Here is a 17,868-nt window from a genome sequence, read left to right as displayed (position 1 = left end):
GTTTCTGAGGAATCAGTCTAGGGATCGGTACAGGGCTTTGGAACGATTTTTTTGAGCTTAGGTTTTCCGCTTTCGTGATTAGCACGACGCTGGAGCGAATATCGCCGCGGCCGGGCCCTATAATGGCGCACCTATCCGAATAACTCCGCGCATACGGCTTCGGCCGTGCGCGCCTGCGGTGCACTCATCGATGCAGAAAGTCATCCTGCCCTTCCTGTCCGGCTTCCTGGCCGCACTGTTCTTCCGCGAGGCCACGCTCGCCCTCCTCCACACGGCCGACCTGATCGCCGCAACCGGCTTCTCGACACAGCCGTTCGCGCCGCTCGGCATTCCTGAATTTGTCGCGAATGCGCTGATCAGCGCGTGCTGCGCGATTCCGATGGCGTGGTTGTTGCGCGTGTCGCCGGAACGCGAAGCATCGTGGATCGGCGCGCTCGTGTTCGGCGGTATCGTGCTGACGGCCGCCCGCGTGTTCGCGATCGATCCGCTGCGCGGCATCTGGCCGTCGGGCAACATGATGCCGGTACTCGCGGCCGGCTTCGCGGCGAATGCGGTGTGGGGCTTCGGCGCGCTCGTGTTCATGCGCGCGTTCATGTCGGACGACGCGGGCGACGAGTAACGCCGACGCGGGCGACACACCCTTCGGGGTCGGCCCGGCCGACATCCCTGCAAAAAGGCCGCGTGCATGTGCACGCGGCCTTTTCGTTTCTGCGTCGCGCGTCGATCGACCGCGCGGTCGGGCTGAGCGGCGTCAGTCCTGCAGCTTGCGCAGCGGATGCGTGTCGGGCGTCCACGGGCTGTCGAACATCGCAAGCACGTCGGCGCGATCGACGTCGGCGGCCGACTTGAAACGCCACACCGGCTGGTGATCCTTGTCGACGATCAGCGCGCGCACGCCTTCGATCACGTCGCCGCGCGCAAACGTCGAGCGCGTGAGATCGAGATCGCGCCGCAGGCAATCGGCCATCGTCGCGCCACGCGCGCGTTCGACGACTTCGAGCGACACGGCCATCGACAGCGGCGACAGTTGCTCGCGCATCGCGTGGGTCGCCTTCTCGACCCACCCGTCGACCGCCGCGCAATCCTGCTCGGCGTCGAGCGATGCGAGGATCGCGTTGATGTCCGGCTGCGCGAAATGCCGATCGATTCCGGCGCGCGCATCGGCGAGCGCCGACGTGTCGGGCGTCGGCACGACCTTGTGCGCGGCGGCCGCCTCGGCCACGCACGCGACGGCCTGCGCACCGCTGTCGATGCGCGCGCCGCGCAGCGTATCGAGCAGTGCCGGCAGCGCGGCATCGGGCAGATAGACGTCGGCAAGTTGTGCGTACAGCGCGCCGGCCGCGTCGAGCGTCGCGCCGGTCACCGCGAGATAGCGGCCGATCGCGCCGGGCGTACGCGCGAGAAACCAGCTCATCCCGACGTCCGGGAACAGGCCGATGCGTGTTTCGGGCATCGCCATCTTCGTCGAGTCGGTCACGACGCGCAGGCCGCCGGTATGCCGCGCCGCCTGCGAAATCCCCATGCCGCCGCCCATCACGACACCGTGCATCAGCGCGATGTACGGCTTCGGATACGTGAAGATCGCATGGTTCAGCGTGTATTCCTCGATGAAGAACGTATCGACCGCATCGCGGTCGCCGCGCTGCCACGCGTCGTGGAAGAAGCGCACGTCGCCGCCCGCGCAGAACGCGCGCGGATGCGGGCTGTGCACGACGACGGCGACGACGTCGGGATCGTCGCGCCACGCGTCGAGCGCCTGCTGCATCAGCCGGATCATGCCGACCGACAGCGCGTTCAGCGCCTTCGGCCGGTTCAGTTCGAGAAAGCCGATGCGGTTCGCGACATACGCGCGCACGTCGGGCTGGGGGGATTCGGCGGAAACGGCGGCGGAAGTGGAATCGGTCATGAAAGTCGTCCGGCAAACGGCAGTCGCACGCTCAGTGCGCCTGCATCTTCGAGAACAGGTTCAGCACCACGACGCCGGCGATGATCAGCCCGAGGCCGATCACCGCCGGCACGTCCGGCACCTGGCGATAGAGCAGCATCGCGACGAGTGTGATCAGCACGATGCCGGCGCCCGACCAGACTGCATAGATGATGCCGACCGGCATCGTGCGCAACGTGAGCGACAGGCAGTAGAACGCGACGCCGTAACCCGCGACGACGAGCACCGACGGCCAGAAGCGCGTGAAGCCGTCCGCCGCGCGCAGCGCGGACGTGCCGATCACTTCCGCGACGATCGCGATCGCGAGCCATGCGTAACCGGGCAGTTGCATCGCTCAGCTCCTTGCGAGGGCCAGTACCGCGTAGTCGTGACCGAGCTCCGCGCACAGCGCCTCGACGACGAACTCGTGGTCCGCGCGCTGCGGCAGCCCGGACGCGGTGATCGAGCCGATCACGCCGGCGCCGGCGACGGTCAGCGGAAACGAACCGCCGTGCGACGCATACTCGGCGACCGGCAGCCCGTGCTTGTCCGCGAGCGTCGCGCCGGCCTGCTGCATGCGCAGGCCGATCGCGTACGAACTGCGACGGAAATGCGCGACGACGTTGCGCTTGCGGCGCACCCAGTCGGCGTTGTCGGGGGTCGCACCGGCGAGCGCCGCATAGAACAGCGGCTGGCCGAACGTGGCGATGTCGATTGCGATCGCATGGCCGCGCGACGCCGCGAGCGCATGCATCCGGTTGCCGAGCGCCCACGCGCGGGCCGGGTCGAAATGGGGAAACACGAGCGCCTGTTCCTGCGCGCCGATCGATTGCAGATCGTGAGCGATGTCCATGAATCCGTCGATGCAGTAATGAGAGTCGCAACGGCGCCGATGCGATCGCGCAGGGCCGCTGCCGGGATGACGACACAAACCGCTCGATTCTAGCGCACGTGCCCCCACGTACCGGCCCCACAAGCGCCCGCCACGGGATTGTCAGAAAACACTTGCGCACCTCCGGGCAACCCCATATAATTCATTTCTTCGACGGACGCGGGGTGGAGCAGTCTGGCAGCTCGTCGGGCTCATAACCCGAAGGTCGTAGGTTCAAATCCTACCCCCGCAACCAACCGTCCAGAATTTCGCAAAAAGCCCGGCCTCGCGCCGGGCTTTTTGTTTTCGCGCGTCCGGGCGCCGCGCCCGCGTCGCTCACGCACCCGCCATTTCGCACGACGTGCCGCTCCACGCGCAGGCGTTCGAGAATGCCGCGGCCCGGTGATACACTCGCATCACCTCGTCCCTTCCACTCGACATGAAATTCTGCTCCGTCTGCGGTCACGAAGTCCTCGCGCGCATTCCTCCGGGCGACAACCGCGAGCGCTTCGTCTGCGATCACTGCGGCACGATCCATTATCAGAATCCGCGCAACGTCGTCGGCACGGTGCCGGTCTGGGGCGACCAGATCCTGCTGTGCCGCCGCGCGATCGAACCGCGCTACGGATTCTGGACGCTGCCGGCGGGCTTCATGGAAATGGGCGAAACGACGGCGGAAGCCGCCGCGCGCGAAACGCTCGAGGAAGCCGGCGCGCGCGTCGAGGTGCAGAACCTGTTCACGCTGCTCAACGTGCCGCACGTGCACCAGGTCCACCTGTTCTACCTCGCACGGCTCACCGACCCGGCCTTCGAAGCCGGCGAGGAAAGCCTCGAAGTGAAACTGTTCGACGAAGCCGACATCCCGTGGGACGAGATCGCGTTCCCGACCGTCAGCCAGACGCTGCGCTTCTTCTTCGCCGATCGCGCCGCCGGCGACTACGGCGTGCACACCGGCGATATCTTCCGCTCGCTGCGCAACGGCTGAGCCCCGCTCCCATGGTTCCCTGGCTCGGCCCGGACGATCCGTTTCCGTCCATCGAACGCGCGCTCGGTCCCGCGACCGGCGCGCCCGGGCTGCTCGCCGCGAGCGCCGACCTGCTGCCGTCGCGGCTCATCGACGCCTACCTGCGCGGCATCTTCCCGTGGTACTCGGACGGCCAGCCGGTGCTGTGGTGGAGCCCCGACCCGCGCATGATCCTCGCGCCTGCCGAATTCAAGGTATCGCCGTCGCTGCGCAAGACGCTGAAGCGCGTGCTGCGCGAGCCGGGCTGGGAAGTGCGCGTCGATCACGACTTTCCCGGCGTGATGCGCGCCTGCGCGCAAGCGCCGCGCCGCGGGCAGCGCGGCACCTGGATCACCGCCGAGATCATCGACGCCTATACGTCGCTCTACCGCTCCGGCAACGCGCACAGCATTGAGACGTGGCACGACGGGCGCCGCGTCGGCGGCCTGTACGGCGTGTCGTTCGGCCGGATGTTCTTCGGCGAGTCGATGTATGCGGACGTGACCGATGCGTCGAAAATCGCGCTGGCCACGCTCGTCGCGCACCTTCGCGAGCAGGGGCTGGAGATGATAGACTGCCAGCAGAATACGTCGCATCTAGCGTCGCTCGGCGGCCGCGAGATCGCACGCAAGGCCTTTGTCGCTCACGTGCGCAGCGCGGTAGCCGAACCGCCGATTCCGTGGCAGTTCGACAAGCGCGTGCTCGCCGCGCTGACGAGTCCCGCCGAAACGGCGGCGCCCTCCGGGACCGAGCGCTAGCGCGGCACTCCTTCCCTGCATCGAGAGCTGCCCATGACTCACCCGACTGAGCTGCCGCTTTCACCGCTTTCGGCGCTGCAATTCTATGCAACGGCGCCCTATCCGTGCAGCTATCTGGACGGCCGCATCGCGCGCTCGCAAGTCGCGACGCCGAGCCACCTGATCAATTCCGACATCTACACCGAGCTCGTGAAGGCCGGCTTCCGCCGTTCGGGCGTCTTCACGTACCGCCCGTACTGCGACGGCTGCCGCGCATGCGTACCGGTGCGCGTGCCGGTCGGCGAGTTCGCGCCGACGCGCACGCAGCGCAGGATGTGGAAGCGGCACCGCGCACTCGTCGCGACGGTCTCGCCGCTGCACTACGACGAAGAGCACTACGCGCTCTACATGCGCTACCAGTCCGCGCGCCACGCAGGCGGCGGCATGGACCGCGACAGCCGCGACCAGTACGAACAGTTCCTGCTGCAAAGCCGGATCAACTCGCGCCTCGTCGAATTCCGCGACCTCGACGCACCGGGCGGCGAACCCGGCAAGCTGCGGATGGTCAGCATGATCGACATCCTCGGCGACGGGCTGTCGTCGGTCTATACGTTCTTCGAGCCCGACGACCGGCACACGAGCTACGGCACCTACAACATCCTGTGGCAGATCGAACAGGCGAAGAGCCTCGGGCTGCCCTACGTGTACCTCGGCTACTGGATCCGCGAGAGCCCGAAGATGGCCTACAAGGCGAACTTCCATCCGCTCGAAGGGCTGATCGACGGCCGCTGGAAGACGCTCGATCCGGAGCGCGTCGACCTGCCGCCCGTCGACGCGGCGCTGGCGCGCGCGCCGTTGCCGGGTGGGCATTCCGGCTCGGGCTGATGCACGCCGCGGCGGCTACGAAGCGAAGCGCGCCCGTGCCGCGCAACTCCCGGTAAAATAGCGGGTTGTCATTCATTCCGGCCGTCCGCCCAATTCCCGTGTTCAGTTCCCTCTACCCGCTGGCCCGCGCATCCCTGTTCAAAATGGATGCGGAAGACGCTCACCACCTTACGCTGCGCGCGCTCGGCGCGGCCGGCCGCACGGGCCTCGCCTGCGCGCTGTCGGCCCGCGTGCCCGACGCGCCGCGCACCGTGATGGGGCTCACGTTCCGCAATCCGGTCGGCCTCGCGGCCGGCCTCGACAAGGATGGCGCAGCCATCGACGGCCTCGCGGCGCTCGGCTTCGGCTTCATCGAAGTCGGCACCGTCACGCCGCGCCCGCAGCCCGGCAATCCGCGCCCGCGGATGTTCCGGCTGCCGCAGGCCGAGGCGCTGATCAACCGGATGGGCTTCAACAACCACGGCGTCGACCAGTTCGTGAAGAACGTCCAGGCCGCCCGCTATCGCGGCATCCTCGGCCTGAACATCGGCAAGAACGCCGACACGCCGATCGAGCGCGCCGCCGAGGATTACCTGTACTGCCTCGAGCGCGTGTACCCGTTCGCGAGCTACGTGACGATCAACATCTCGTCGCCGAACACGAAGAACCTGCGCCAGCTGCAGGGCGCGGGCGAGCTCGACGCGCTGCTCGCCGCGTTGAAGGACAAGCAGCAGCGCCTCGCCGATCTGCACGGCAAGCTCGTGCCGCTCGCGCTGAAGATCGCGCCCGATCTCGACGACGAGCAGGTCAAGGAAATCGGCGACACGCTGCTGCGCCACAAGATCGAAGCGGTCATCGCGACCAATACGACGCTGTCGCGCGCGGCCGTCCAGGGCCTGCCGCATGCGGATGAAGCCGGCGGCCTGTCGGGCCGCCCGGTGTTCGACGCGTCGAACGAAGTGATCCGCAAGCTGCACGCGGAAGTCGGCAACGACGTGCCGATCATCGGCGTCGGCGGCATTTTCTCCGGCGAGGACGCCCGCGCGAAGCTGGCGGCCGGCGCGGCGCTCGTCCAGCTCTATACCGGCTTCATCTATCGCGGTCCGGCACTCGTGTCGGAATGCGTGAAGGCGATCGCCCGCGAACGCACCGCGTAATATAGCCATAAGCAAACTATATTTAGTCATCGATAGCATTTTTGCTATCATCGGCGCATGACCAAAACCATTGACCCCGACAGGGCAAGGACACACACGATGAAATTTTCGCTGCTGAAGAAGCTGCTGGTGGCCGGCGTGATCGGCACGTCGTTCGCTGCGGCGACCGCGCACGCGGCCGACCTCCTCGACCAGGTCAAACAACGCGGCACGCTGCGGGTCGGCCTCGAAGGCACGTTCCCGCCGTTCAACTCGAAGAGCCCGCAAGGCGAACTCGTCGGCTTCGACGTCGACATCGCGAAGGCCGTCGCGGCGAAGCTCGGCGTGAAGGCCGAATTCGTGACGACCGAATGGAGCGGCATCATCGCCGGCCTGCAGGCCGGCAAGTTCGACGTGATCGCCAACCAGGTCGGCATCACCGACAAGCGCAAGGAAACGCTCGACTTCTCGCCGGCGTACACGTACTCGTCCGCGCAGCTGATCCAGCGCAAGGACGACACGCGTCAGTTCAAGTCGCTGGAAGACCTGAAGGGCAAGAAGCTCGGCGTCGCGCTCGGCACGAACTACATGGACATGGCGAAATCCGTGCCGGGCATCGACGTGAAGACGTACCCGGGCGCGCCCGAGTACCTGCGCGATCTCGCGGCCGGCCGCCTCGACGCCGCGCTCAACGACCGCCTGATGCTCGCGTACCTGACGAAGAATTCCCAGCTGCCGCTGCGCCCGGGCGCGAACGTCGGCTCGGCGAACCCGTCGGGCATCCCGTTCAAGAAGGGCAACCCGAAGTTCCAGAAGGCGATCGACGACGCGATGGCGCAACTCGAGGCCGACGGCACGTTCACGAAGATCTCGGACAAGTGGTTCGGCATCGACGTGACGAAACCGATCAAGTAAGCACGCCTGCATTTCCCGCCTGACGGCGGGCCGGAAAGGGTGGCATCCGCAACGATGCCGCCCTTTGTTTTATTGGTCCGGTTTATGATTGCGCTTTCGCGCACGCATTCGATTCGTATTCCATGTCGACAACGTCCCTGCTCGTCCAATCGCTGCCGGTGCTCGCCCAGGGTGCCGTACTGACCGTCAAGTTCGCCGTGCTGTCGATGGTGTTCGGCCTGCTTGGCGCGGTCGTGCTCGCGATGATGGGCATCCGGCAAAGCGAGGCGCTCGACGGCTTCGAACGCATCTGGGTCAACGCGCTCGCGTGGCTCGCTCGCGCGTATGTGAGCCTGATGCGCGGCACGCCGCTGCTCGTGCAGATCTTCGTCATCTATTACGGGCTGCCGAGCCTCGGCATCTCGCTCGACCCGACGCCGGCCGGCGTCATCGCACTGTCCGCGAACGTCGCCGCGTACATGTCGGAAAGCATGCGCGGCGCGATCAACGGGATCGCGCGCGGCCAGTGGCTCGCCGCGTACAGCCTCGGGCTGTCGTGGGGGCAGACGCTGCGCTACGTGATCGGCCCGCAGGCGCTGCGCATCGCGGTGCCGAGCCTGTCCAACAGCCTGATCAGCCTGATCAAGGACACGTCGCTCGTGTCCGTGATCACCGTGACCGAACTGCTGCGCAGCGCGCAGGAAGTGATCGCAGCGACCTATCAGCCACTGCCGCTCTATCTCGCCGCCGCGGCCGTGTACTGGATCCTGTGCCAGATCCTCGAATGGGTGCAGCGCTGGTACGAAAAGCGCCTGTCGCTGCCGTCGCGGCACTGAACCACGCAGTCGCGCCGGGCCGCGCTCGCGGGCCCGGCCCCTCCGTCCCGCCTATTCGCCCGAATAGCGCACGCCGAGCACGGCGCGCGCCGCATCGGTCATCGCGATCATCTGCCGCGAATGATCGTGCGTCATGATCGGACTTTCGGTTTCGCCCGCGCGCAGCAGGTCGCAGAAATGCGCGGTTTCGTAGTTCAGCCCGCCGCCGTCGACCGGCGCATCGAGTTCGACGGTGCGCCCGTCCGCGTAGCGGATCGTCGCACGCGCGGGGTTCCACCACTTCTCGTGAATCGTCACGTGACCGCCCGCCGCCGCGATCAGCGCGTCGCCGCGCCCCATCACGTCGAGCCCGCAAAAGAGCTGCGCGATCCCGCCGTTCGCATGCACGCTGTTCAGGCTCGCGAACAGGTCGACGCCGGTCGCGCCGACGCGACCGAGCGTCTGCACGTCGCGCGCCGCGCCGAGCCAGTCGACGGCCAGGAACGCCTCGTAGATGCCGATATCGAGCAATGCGCCGCCCGCACGATCCAGGCGATAGACGGAATGATCCTCCGGCACCGACGACGATGCGCAGCCCGCCCGCAGGAGCCGGATCTCGCCGATCGGATCGTCGCGCAGATGCGCACGTAGCTGACGGTACAGCGGGAAGAACGGCGGCTTCATCGCCTCCATGAAGAGCAGCCCGGCATCGCGCGCCGCGTGCAGCACCGTGTCGAGTTGCGCGGCGTTCAGCGCCGCGGGTTTCTCGCACAGCACGGCCTTGCCGGCGGCCAATGCGGCCAGCGTGTACTGCGCATGACTGTCATGGAGCGTCGCGATGTAGACGGCGTCGAGATCGCTCGCGAGGAGCGCGTCGAGGCTCGCGGCAGGCGTGCCGCCGTATGTCTCGCAGAAGGCGGCCGTTGCGTCGGCGCGGCGGGCCCAGGCACCGGCGAGCATGGCGCCCGGCACGTACGCGAGGCTTTGCGCGAAGCGGCGCGCAATGCTGCCTGCACCGACGATGCCGAAGCGCACCGGGCGTTGGTCGTTGTCGTTCATCCTGATCTTCCGTGTCGGTCGTATGACGGTAGCCGGCACGCTGCCGGCCGGCCGTCATGATAAACGGCCCGGCGGCACCAGGATGAGCAACGACACGCGCCGCGTCAGGCACGCACCGGCACGTCGACCGAGAAATCGCGCGAAATCTCGTCCGCGCTGAAGTCGATCAGCGCGAGCGAGGCCGCTTCGGCTTCGCGCGGGTCGCGCCGCTCGATCGCATCGACGACGCGCGCATGCGCCTTCACTGCGATGTCGTGCGCGCCTTCCTTCTGCACGACGCGCGGATTCACGAGACGCACGGCCCCGCGCACGATCGCCGCCATCTGCTGGAAGAACTGGTTGCCGCTCGCCTGGACGATCCGCGTGTGCAGCAACTCGTCCGCCGTGTCGTAGCCGGGGTCGCCGGGCTGCAGCACCTTGAACGCGTCGAACGCTTCGCGAATGCCGGCGATATCGGCCGCCGTCGCACGCACCGCCGCCTGCGCGGTCGCACGTGGTTCGATCAGCATCCGGAATTCGATGACGTCGCGCATGAACTGCGGATCGGGCTTTGCCCGAAAGCGCCAGCTCACGACGTCTTCGTCGATCATCCGCCAGTCGCGCATCGGCCGCACGCGCGTACCGACTTTCGGACGCACGTCGAGCATGTCGCGCGCAAGCAACATCGACAACGCTTCCCGCATCACCGTGCGGCTCACATCGAACTCTTTCGACAGCACGTCCTGCGGCGGCAAGATGCCGCCATACTTGTCTTCGACGATACCCGAGACAAGCCCATCCATCACTTTGGCGACCAGTGACCGGTCTTTGCCCTGCTCCATGACACCTCCCCGTGCGTCGATTTGCGAACACCTGCTCCGCAGTTCCGCCGGCCCTGGTTACTACTCTGTTCTTATGATCTATAAGTTGATGAGTTCGAGGATATTTCGCTATCTGGTAAACACCTGACAGGGTTATCCCTCTTTTGAACGGGGTAGATTTATACGGCTAAAAAAAAGGCCCGGGAAGCGCGCCGCGCCTGCCGGACCCCGGTTTACACAAGATTTAAACATTCAATCCATGACGGCGCTACCGCGCCATTACGGACTGCTTCTCATTCAGATTCAAGCAGCCGGATAAACGATCGTTTCAACGCCGTTTTCCGTGCCGAGCAAGCACAGATTCGCGCCGCGCTCGGCGAACAGGCCGACCGTCACGACGCCCGGCCATGCGTTCACCTGCGCTTCGAGACCGCGGGGATCGGCGATCTGCAGGCCCTTCACGTCGATGATCTCGTTGCCGTTGTCGGTAATGTACGGTGCGCCGTCCTTCGTCACGCGCAGCACGGGCACGCCGCCGAGCGCGGTCACGCGCCGGCCGATCGCCGTACGCGCCATCGGCACGACCTCGATCGGCAGCGGGAACGCGCCGAGCACCGGCACGCGCTTGCTGCCGTCCGCGATGCAGACGAACGTATCGGCCACCGACGCGACGATCTTCTCGCGCGTGAGCGCGCCGCCGCCGCCCTTGATCATCGCGCCGCCGGCGTCGATCTCGTCGGCGCCGTCGACGTACACCTGCAGCGCGTCGATCTCGTTCAGGTCGAACACCTTGATGCCGTGCGATTTCAGGCGTTCGGTCGTGGCGACCGAGCTCGACACGGCGCCGCGATAGCGCGACTTGACGGCGGCGAGTGCGTCGATGAAGCAGTTGGCGGTCGAGCCGGTGCCGACGCCGATCACGGCGCCTTCCGGCACGTTCTGGATCACGTAATCGGCGGCGGCCTGGCCGACGAGGCGTTTGAGTTCGTCTTGAGTCATGGCGTGGTAATGCTGCGGGATTGCGGAAAACCGCCAGTTTACCGGAGTCGGCGGACGCCCCCGCGTTTTTCGGCGTGCGGGGCGTCGCGTATTCAGCGCGTATTGGCCGCCGGCGCGTGGTCCGCCGCTTGCGTGCCGGGGAAGTACTTGTCGAGCAGCGCCTGCGCGATCGCGTCGCTTTCGGCATCCGGATTGCCCGCGTAATCGGACGGCCGGAAATGCATCTGGAACGCCGCGAACACGCGCCGCGTGCGCGCGTCGAGCACGCCGTCGGTCGGCACGTCGTAGCCGTAGCGCGCGAGCTTGAGCTGCAGGTCGCGCACGTCGACCGGCGCATGCGGGTCGCGGCCGCCGAGCCGCGCGGCGACGGTCGCGTCGTCCGGCCATGCGCCCACGCCGGCTTGCGCGAGCGCATGCCATGGGAACAGCGGGCCGGGATCGATCTTGCGTTGCGGCGCGATGTCGCTGTGCCCGACCACGCGCGTCGGCGCAATCCCGTAGCGCGCGACGATGTCCTTCGCCAGGCGGGTCAGCGCGTCGACCTGTTCGGGCGAATACGGCTGCCAGGTGCGATGCTGCGGATCGAGCGGGCCGCGGTTCACGTTCTCGATGCCGATCGACACCGCGTTCAGCTCGGTCGTGCCCTGCCACTCGCTGATGCCCGCGTGCCACGCGCGCTGCGCCTCCAGAACGAGCTGGTAGACGACGGGCATGCCGCGCTCGGTGCGCGGCTGCGGCGGGACGACGTAATGCACGCTGACCGAATCGCCGGTCAGCGTGCGCAGCGATTTCGTCTCGTCGCTTTCGGTGTAATGCATCACGAGAAAGCGGATCCGCGAATCCGCGCCGCGCGCATGCAGGCTCGTATCGGCGTAGTACGTGCCGCGTTCGACGAGCGACGGCGACGTGCAGGCCGCCAGCAGGCCGAGCACGGTGCAGAAGACGCCAACGCGGAACAGGGTCATCGGTCGCGGGTTCCGGAGAACCGCGTGCCGCCTTGCTTCGCGGCACGCGTCGTTCGGGTCATTCGACGCCCGCGCATCGCGCGCGGGACGGGTCGGCCCCGGGGTCAGCCCTTCACGCGCCGCTGGCGCACGGCTTCGTACAGGCACACGCCGCTCGCGACCGACACGTTCAGGCTTTCTACGCTGCCGGCCATCGGGATGCTCATCACTTCGTCGCAGGTGTCGCGCGTGAGCCGGCGCATCCCTTCGCCTTCCGCACCCATCACGAGCGCGACCGGGCCGTCGAGCTTCGTTTCGTAGAGCGTCGCCGGCGCCTCGTCCGACGTGCCGATGATCCACACGCCGGCTTCCTTCAGTTCGCGCAGTGCGCGGGCGAGGTTCGTCACCGTGATGTACGGCACCGTATCGGCCGCACCGCTCGCCACCTTGGCGGCGGTCGCGTTCAGCCCGACCGCCCGGTCGCGCGGCGCGATCACCGCGTGCGCGCCGGCCGAATCGGCCACCCGCAGGCATGCGCCGAGGTTGTGCGGATCGGTGACGCCGTCGAGCACAAGCAGCAGCGCGGGCCCGTTGATGCCGTCGAGCAGCTCGGACAGGTTCTGCGCAAGCGGCATGTCCTCGACGCGCGCGACGACGCCCTGGTGACGCTCGGTGTGCGCGAGGCCCCACAGGCGCGTTTCGTCGGCTGCGATCAGCCGCACGCCCGCTTCCTTCGCGGCGTGCAGGAACTCCTGCATGCGGCGGTCGCGGCGCGTCTGGTCGTACAGCACCTCCGCAACCGTCGATGCATCGTGCCGCAAACGTGCGGTCACCGCATGAAAACCGTAAAGAACCTTCAGACGTGACATGACTGGAACAACCTTCGATCAAACGTGCGGTCGCGCGACGTGCGCAGCCGCGATCCATGGAAAAGGAAAGCGCCGCGTGGCCGGCCGATGACCGGTGACGCGGCGTCTCTCGATACTGCAGGGCGTGCGCGTACGCCGCCCCGAACGCTCAATACTTCTTGCGGGCGCGGGTCTTCTTCGCGGTCGGCTTCGCCGGCGCGCCACCACCGCCCTTCTTCTTCGCGGCGCCACGCGCGGCGCGCGCTTCCTGCACCGCGACGCTCGGCGCGCTCGCGGCCTTCTTGCGACGCGGCACGGTTTCCTCGACCGGCGGCAGCGCGCGCACGCGCGGGCCATTGCCGTTGCCGTTGCGATCGACGCCGGCAGCCGGCGCGGGCGACGGACGCGGCGCCTTCACCGGCGTATCGCGCACGAGGCGGAAATCGATCTTGCGCGCATCGAGATCGACGCGGCTCACCTGCACGCGCACGCGATCCGACAGACGATAGCGGATGCCCGTGCGTTCGCCGCGCAGCTCGTTCTTGATCTCGTCGTACTGGAAATAGTCCGAGCCGAGTTCCGTCACGTGCACGAGGCCTTCGATGAACAGCGTGTCGAGCTGCACGAAGATGCCGAACGACGTCACGCCGTTCACCATCCCGCCGTACTCCTCGCCGAGCTTGTCGCGCATGAAGTAGCACTTGAGCCACGCCTCGACGTCGCGCGACGCTTCGTCCGCACGGCGCTCGTTCGCCGAGCAGTGCAGGCCGAGCTCTTCCCAGATCGCGGTGTTCGAGCGCGAGCGGCCGCGCGCTTCGTCGTCGGCCTGCTGCATCGCGCGGGCGCGCGGCGACAACGCGGTGTTCAACTCGAAGCCTTCCGGCGCCTTCGGCGTGTACTTCTTGCCCGACAGGATCGCGTAGATCGCGCGGTGCGTGAGCAGGTCCGGATAGCGACGGATCGGGCTCGTGAAGTGCGCGTATGCCTCGTACGCCAGGCCGAAGTGGCCGATATTGTCCGGGCTGTAGACGGCCTGCTGCATCGAGCGCAGCAGCATCGGCTGCAGCATCTGCGCGTCCGGGCGGTCGCGGATCTGCGCCATCAGCGCCGCGTAGTCGCTCGCGTGCGGCTTGTCGCCGCCGCCGAGCGACAGGCCCATGCCGCGCAGGAACGCCCGCAGGTTCTCGAGCTTCTCCGGCGTCGGCCCCGCGTGCACGCGGTACAGGCCCGGATGCTTGTTGCGCTTCAGGAAATCGGCCGCGCAGACGTTCGCGGCCAGCATGCATTCCTCGATCAGCTTGTGCGCGTCGTTACGCTGGCGCGGCACGATCTGCTCGATCTTGCCCTGCGAGTTGCAGACGATGTAGGTCTCGGTCGTGTCGAAGTCGATCGCGCCGCGCTTCTGACGGGCGGCGAACAGCGACTTGTAGACGCCGTACAGGTCCTGCAGGTGCGGCAGCAGATCCGCGCGGCGCGCGGCCTCCGGCCCCTTCGTGTTCGACAGCACGGCCGCGACTTCGGTGTACGTGAGACGCGCCGCCGAATGGATCACGGCCGGGTAGAACTGGTATGCCTTGATCTCGCCGCGCGCGGTGATCACCATGTCGCATGCGAGCACGCAGCGATCGACCTGCGGATTCAGCGAGCAGAGACCGTTCGACAGCTTCTCCGGCAGCATCGGGATCACGCGGCGCGGGAAGTAGACCGATGTGCTGCGCTCGAGCGCGTCGGCGTCGAGCCCGGTACCCGGCTGGACGTAGTGCGACACGTCGGCGATCGCGACGATCAGCCGGAAGCCGTCGCCGCGGCCGACCTTGACCGGCTCGCAGTAGACGGCGTCGTCGAAGTCGCGCGCGTCCTCGCCGTCGATCGTCACGAGCGGCACGTCGCGCAGGTCGACGCGGAAACGCAGGTCGGCCGGCCGCACCTTGTCGGGCAGCGCGGCGGCTTCGTCGAGCGCCGGCTGGCTGAATTCGTGCGGCACGCCGTACTTGCGCACCGCGATTTCGATTTCCATGCCCGGATCGTCGATATCGCCGAGCACTTCGGCGACACGGCCGAGCGGCTGCGAATGGCGGCTCGGGAAATCGGTCAGCTCGACGACGACGACCTGCCCGACCTTCGCCTTCTTCACGTTCTGCGTGATCAGGATGTCGTGGCCGATGCGCTTGTCTTCCGGCGCGACGATCAGCGCGCCGTTCTCGTTCAGCAGACGGCCGATCACGCGCTTGTTCGCGCGGTCCGTGACTTCGACGACATGCCCTTCCGGCCGGCCGCGGCGATCGTAGCCGACGATCCGCGCGAGCACGCGGTCGTTGTGCATCACTTTCTGCATTTCGCCGTTCGGCAAGAACAGGTCGTCCTGGCCGTCGTCGCGGATCACGAACCCGTAGCCGTCGCGATGCCCCTGCACGCGCCCGGCGACGAAATTCGACGGATGGGTCAACTGGTAGTGGCCACGCTTGTCGAGGCGGATCTGGCCGTCGCGCTCCATCGCGGCGACACGCCGGAAGAACCCCTCGCGCTCCTGACGCTTGATCGACAGTGCTTCGGCGATGTCGTTGGCGGCCAGCGGCGCGTCGCTCGTACGCAGCACGCCGAGAATCTCTTCACGGCTCGGAATGGGGTACGGATATTTGCTCAAGGGTTTGTCGATGATTGTTCTCGTTGCGTTGACTGATGGTGCACGGCATCAACATAGAGGTGTCCGTCAGACAGTTCTATATTGACGGCGGCGGGTCATTCTATCACCCGCCTGTGTCGCCAAATGACCGGAATGCCGCCGGCGCGGGCGTCGGCGGCCGGTTTGCGATGCATCGCAAAAAAGTGTTGACAGGAATAATTGGGGCGCTATAATTTCGCTTCTTTGCAGCAAGCAGCTACTGCAAAACGTGCCCAGGTGGCGGAATTGGTAGACGCACTAGGTTCAGGTCCTAGCGGTGGCAACATCGTGGAGGTTCGAGTCCTCTCCTGGGCACCACTTGATTTATAAAAAAGGTCGGCTTTTGCCGGCCTTTTTTCATTTCGGCGCTTGCGTCGCGAGCATCCGTCCCCTGCCCTTATGTCGGCCGCTCCGATCGATAGCAGAATTTATCGGTTATCAATCGTCGTCCCCGTTGTTACGTTAGCCGCCTCGCTTTCAACGCATCCAACGAGGAGCCCCCTTCATGACGTCGATGAACCGCCGCGCATTCGCGCGCGCGATGCTGGCCGCGGGCCTCACTGCCGCCGGCGTCCGCGCGCACGCCGAGAACGCGCCGGCCACCCTGCGCATCGGTTACCAGAAGTCGTCGACGCTGATCACGCTACTCAAGACGCGCGGCACGCTCGAGCAGGCGCTGACGCCGCTCGGCCTGCGCGTGTCATGGCACGAATTCGCGAGCGGATTGCCGCTGACCGAAGCGCTCAACGTCGGCGCCGTCGACTTCAGCGCCGACGTGGCCGATACGGTCCCGGTCTTCGCGCAGGCCGCGCATGCGCGTTTCGTGTACATCGCGCAGGAGGCGCCCTCGCCGAAGGCGCAGGCAATCGTCGTCAAGCAGGACAGCCCGCTGCGCACGCTTGCCGATCTCAAGGGCCGACGCATCGCGGTCACGAAGGCAGCCGGCAGCCACTACTTGCTGCTTGCCGCGCTCGCCCGCGCGAAGCTCGCGCCTGCCGACGTGGCGATCCATTACCTGACGCCCGCTGACGGCCGCGCCGCATTCGAGCGCGGCAGCGTGGACGCATGGATCACATGGGATCCCTATGTCGCGTCAGTCGACCGGAATCCCGACGTGCGGATTCTGGCCGACGGCAACGGACTCGCGTCGTACCAGCGCTATTACCTCGCATCCAGCAGCTTTGCCGCGGCGCGCCCCGACGTCGTCCAGATCCTGTTCGACCAGTTGTCGCTGGCCGGTACGTGGCTGCGCGACCATCCGCAGGAGGCCGCGACCACGCTCGCACCGATCTGGGGACTCGATGCCGCGACGATCGCACGTGCGAATGCGCGACGCAGCTACGTCGTCCGCGCGGTGGCCCCGCAAAACTTCGGCGAACAACAGAAGATCGCGGACACGTTCCTGGCGGCCGGACTGCTACCCGCTCGCGTCGATACGGGCCAGGCGCAGCGCTGGAATTTTGCGACGAAGCGCGCGGAGCCGATCGGCGGGTGACGGTCGGCTGCCAAGGCGCGCAGTATTTTTAGCGTGCCGGATGAAATTGTGTTGACAGACTTCGTCAGCACGCTACAATAGCGGTCTTCGCACTGCAGTAAGCGAAACGTGCCCAGGTGGCGGAATTGGTAGACGCACTAGGTTCAGGTCCTAGCGGTGGCAACATCGTGGAGGTTCGAGTCCTCTCCTGGGCACCACTCGATTTGTAAAAAAGGTCGGCTTTTGCCGGCCTTTTTTCATTTCCGGCGCTCAAATAAATATGTGCGCTCGCGTCGACGCATCCCCTCCCAACATCACACTCGGAGGTCGTCGCGGCTCGCGCGCCCTCCCGCGCGGGACAATCACACCGCCAGATTAATATTTTCGTCCGCCCCTCAAATTCTATTGACAGATTCTCCCGGCGCGCTAGAATAGCGGTCTTCGCACTGCAGCAAGCGAAACGTGCCCAGGTGGCGGAATTGGTAGACGCACTAGGTTCAGGTCCTAGCGGTGGCAACATCGTGGAGGTTCGAGTCCTCTCCTGGGCACCACTCGATTTATAAAAAAGGTCGGCTTTTGCCGACCTTTTTTCATTTCCGGCGCCCAGCACCGGGCGCGCTTACGGAATCTCCGTATCGCGTATCTTCCCTCTCCCCGCCCCACGTACCGTCGATCGGCGCACGACTGCATTCGGCCCCTTCACGTCACTCCGCCCCCACGCGGACCCTCCGTCGTAGAAAAACCGGGATTTCCCTAGGCTGACAGGCCGTCCCTCACGCGGTTAAATAAATCAACGTGATTTATTTAATGCGCCGCCAAGCGGTGCGACATGGAAGGA

17 protein-coding genes and 4 tRNA genes are annotated in these 17,868 nt (G+C 66.5%); 12 read left to right on the top strand and 9 right to left on the bottom strand.

What is annotated here, in order from left to right; genetic code table 11:
* Positions 1–190 precede the first annotated feature (190 nt).
* Complete coding sequence (locus tag H0X90_RS22285; protein ID WP_006484223.1) at positions 191–619, top strand: hypothetical protein; 429 nt, start codon at positions 191–193, stop codon at positions 617–619.
* Positions 620–751: 132 nt separating this feature from the next.
* On the opposite strand, the gene H0X90_RS22280 is transcribed toward H0X90_RS22285, so the two are convergent.
* Genes H0X90_RS22280 through H0X90_RS22270 form a run of 3 tightly spaced genes read right to left on the bottom strand, consistent with a single transcriptional unit; the run spans position 752 to position 2,777 of the window.
* On the bottom strand, positions 752–1,906 hold the full coding sequence (locus H0X90_RS22280) for an enoyl-CoA hydratase/isomerase family protein (RefSeq protein WP_059723715.1): 1,155 nt from the start codon (positions 1,904–1,906) through the stop codon (positions 752–754).
* Positions 1,907–1,937: 31 nt separating this feature from the next.
* The gene (locus H0X90_RS22275; RefSeq protein ID WP_006484181.1) at positions 1,938–2,276 is read right to left on the bottom strand and encodes a multidrug efflux SMR transporter; all 339 of its coding nucleotides are present in this window, start codon (positions 2,274–2,276) and stop codon (positions 1,938–1,940) included.
* 3 nt (positions 2,277–2,279) lie between these two features.
* Positions 2,280–2,777, bottom strand: a complete 498-nt coding sequence (locus tag H0X90_RS22270) for a heme-degrading domain-containing protein (RefSeq protein WP_077190438.1) — start codon at positions 2,775–2,777, stop codon at positions 2,280–2,282.
* Positions 2,778–2,974: 197 nt separating this feature from the next.
* Between H0X90_RS22270 and H0X90_RS22265 the strand changes: the two genes are divergently transcribed.
* The 7 genes from H0X90_RS22265 to H0X90_RS22235 all read left to right on the top strand — a co-directional run bounded on the left by H0X90_RS22265 (position 2,975) and on the right by H0X90_RS22235 (position 8,265).
* A tRNA-Met gene (locus tag H0X90_RS22265) sits at positions 2,975–3,051 on the top strand.
* 183 nt (positions 3,052–3,234) lie between these two features.
* A complete protein-coding gene (locus tag H0X90_RS22260; protein WP_006484214.1) occupies positions 3,235–3,780 on the top strand; it encodes an NUDIX hydrolase in 546 nt (181 codons plus the stop codon).
* Between the two features lie 11 nt (positions 3,781–3,791).
* A complete protein-coding gene (gene aat, locus H0X90_RS22255) occupies positions 3,792–4,556 on the top strand; it encodes a leucyl/phenylalanyl-tRNA--protein transferase (RefSeq protein ID WP_034201830.1) in 765 nt (254 codons plus the stop codon).
* 33 nt (positions 4,557–4,589) lie between these two features.
* Positions 4,590–5,420, top strand: a complete 831-nt coding sequence (locus H0X90_RS22250; protein WP_006484143.1) for an arginyltransferase — start codon at positions 4,590–4,592, stop codon at positions 5,418–5,420.
* A 98-nt stretch (positions 5,421–5,518) separates the two neighbouring features.
* Positions 5,519–6,556, top strand: a complete 1,038-nt coding sequence (locus H0X90_RS22245; RefSeq protein ID WP_012492588.1) for a quinone-dependent dihydroorotate dehydrogenase — start codon at positions 5,519–5,521, stop codon at positions 6,554–6,556.
* Positions 6,557–6,655: 99 nt separating this feature from the next.
* A complete protein-coding gene (locus H0X90_RS22240) occupies positions 6,656–7,450 on the top strand; it encodes a cystine ABC transporter substrate-binding protein (RefSeq protein ID WP_006476115.1) in 795 nt (264 codons plus the stop codon).
* A gap of 122 nt (positions 7,451–7,572) precedes the next feature.
* Positions 7,573–8,265: an amino acid ABC transporter permease gene (locus H0X90_RS22235; protein WP_006484207.1), complete on the top strand. Its 693-nt coding sequence runs from the start codon at positions 7,573–7,575 to the stop codon at positions 8,263–8,265.
* A 51-nt stretch (positions 8,266–8,316) separates the two neighbouring features.
* On the opposite strand, the gene H0X90_RS22230 is transcribed toward H0X90_RS22235, so the two are convergent.
* From H0X90_RS22230 to rnr, 6 genes are all read right to left on the bottom strand, one after another.
* A complete protein-coding gene (locus tag H0X90_RS22230) occupies positions 8,317–9,303 on the bottom strand; it encodes a Gfo/Idh/MocA family protein (RefSeq protein ID WP_077190436.1) in 987 nt (328 codons plus the stop codon).
* A gap of 104 nt (positions 9,304–9,407) precedes the next feature.
* Complete coding sequence (locus tag H0X90_RS22225) at positions 9,408–10,124, bottom strand: FadR/GntR family transcriptional regulator (RefSeq protein WP_006484155.1); 717 nt, start codon at positions 10,122–10,124, stop codon at positions 9,408–9,410.
* Between the two features lie 282 nt (positions 10,125–10,406).
* Positions 10,407–11,102, bottom strand: coding sequence for a ribose-5-phosphate isomerase RpiA (gene rpiA / locus H0X90_RS22220; RefSeq protein ID WP_034201832.1), 696 nt, complete (start codon positions 11,100–11,102; stop codon positions 10,407–10,409).
* 92 nt (positions 11,103–11,194) lie between these two features.
* Positions 11,195–12,067: an N-acetylmuramoyl-L-alanine amidase gene (locus H0X90_RS22215; RefSeq protein ID WP_077190433.1), complete on the bottom strand. Its 873-nt coding sequence runs from the start codon at positions 12,065–12,067 to the stop codon at positions 11,195–11,197.
* A gap of 104 nt (positions 12,068–12,171) precedes the next feature.
* Complete coding sequence (rlmB, locus tag H0X90_RS22210; RefSeq protein ID WP_006484150.1) at positions 12,172–12,915, bottom strand: 23S rRNA (guanosine(2251)-2'-O)-methyltransferase RlmB; 744 nt, start codon at positions 12,913–12,915, stop codon at positions 12,172–12,174.
* Between the two features lie 148 nt (positions 12,916–13,063).
* The gene (rnr, locus tag H0X90_RS22205; RefSeq protein ID WP_077190431.1) at positions 13,064–15,538 is read right to left on the bottom strand and encodes a ribonuclease R; all 2,475 of its coding nucleotides are present in this window, start codon (positions 15,536–15,538) and stop codon (positions 13,064–13,066) included.
* A gap of 249 nt (positions 15,539–15,787) precedes the next feature.
* Here rnr and H0X90_RS22200 point away from each other — a divergent pair.
* The 4 genes from H0X90_RS22200 (at position 15,788) to H0X90_RS22185 (ending at position 17,581) form a co-directional block, all read left to right on the top strand.
* Positions 15,788–15,874 (top strand) — tRNA-Leu (locus H0X90_RS22200).
* A 187-nt stretch (positions 15,875–16,061) separates the two neighbouring features.
* On the top strand, positions 16,062–17,051 hold the full coding sequence (locus tag H0X90_RS22195) for an aliphatic sulfonate ABC transporter substrate-binding protein (protein WP_077190429.1): 990 nt from the start codon (positions 16,062–16,064) through the stop codon (positions 17,049–17,051).
* Positions 17,052–17,161: 110 nt separating this feature from the next.
* Positions 17,162–17,248 (top strand) — tRNA-Leu (locus H0X90_RS22190).
* 246 nt (positions 17,249–17,494) lie between these two features.
* Positions 17,495–17,581: transfer RNA gene (locus H0X90_RS22185), tRNA-Leu, on the top strand.
* The last annotated feature ends 287 nt before the right edge of the window (positions 17,582–17,868 follow it).

It is taken from the genome of Burkholderia sp. 9775_39 (genome assembly GCF_015712225.1).
In the GTDB taxonomy this organism is placed as follows: Bacteria; Pseudomonadota; Gammaproteobacteria; order Burkholderiales; family Burkholderiaceae; genus Burkholderia; species Burkholderia cenocepacia.
Note: the sequence above shows the minus strand (reverse complement) of the source record. Positions and strands in the feature narration are given on the sequence as shown.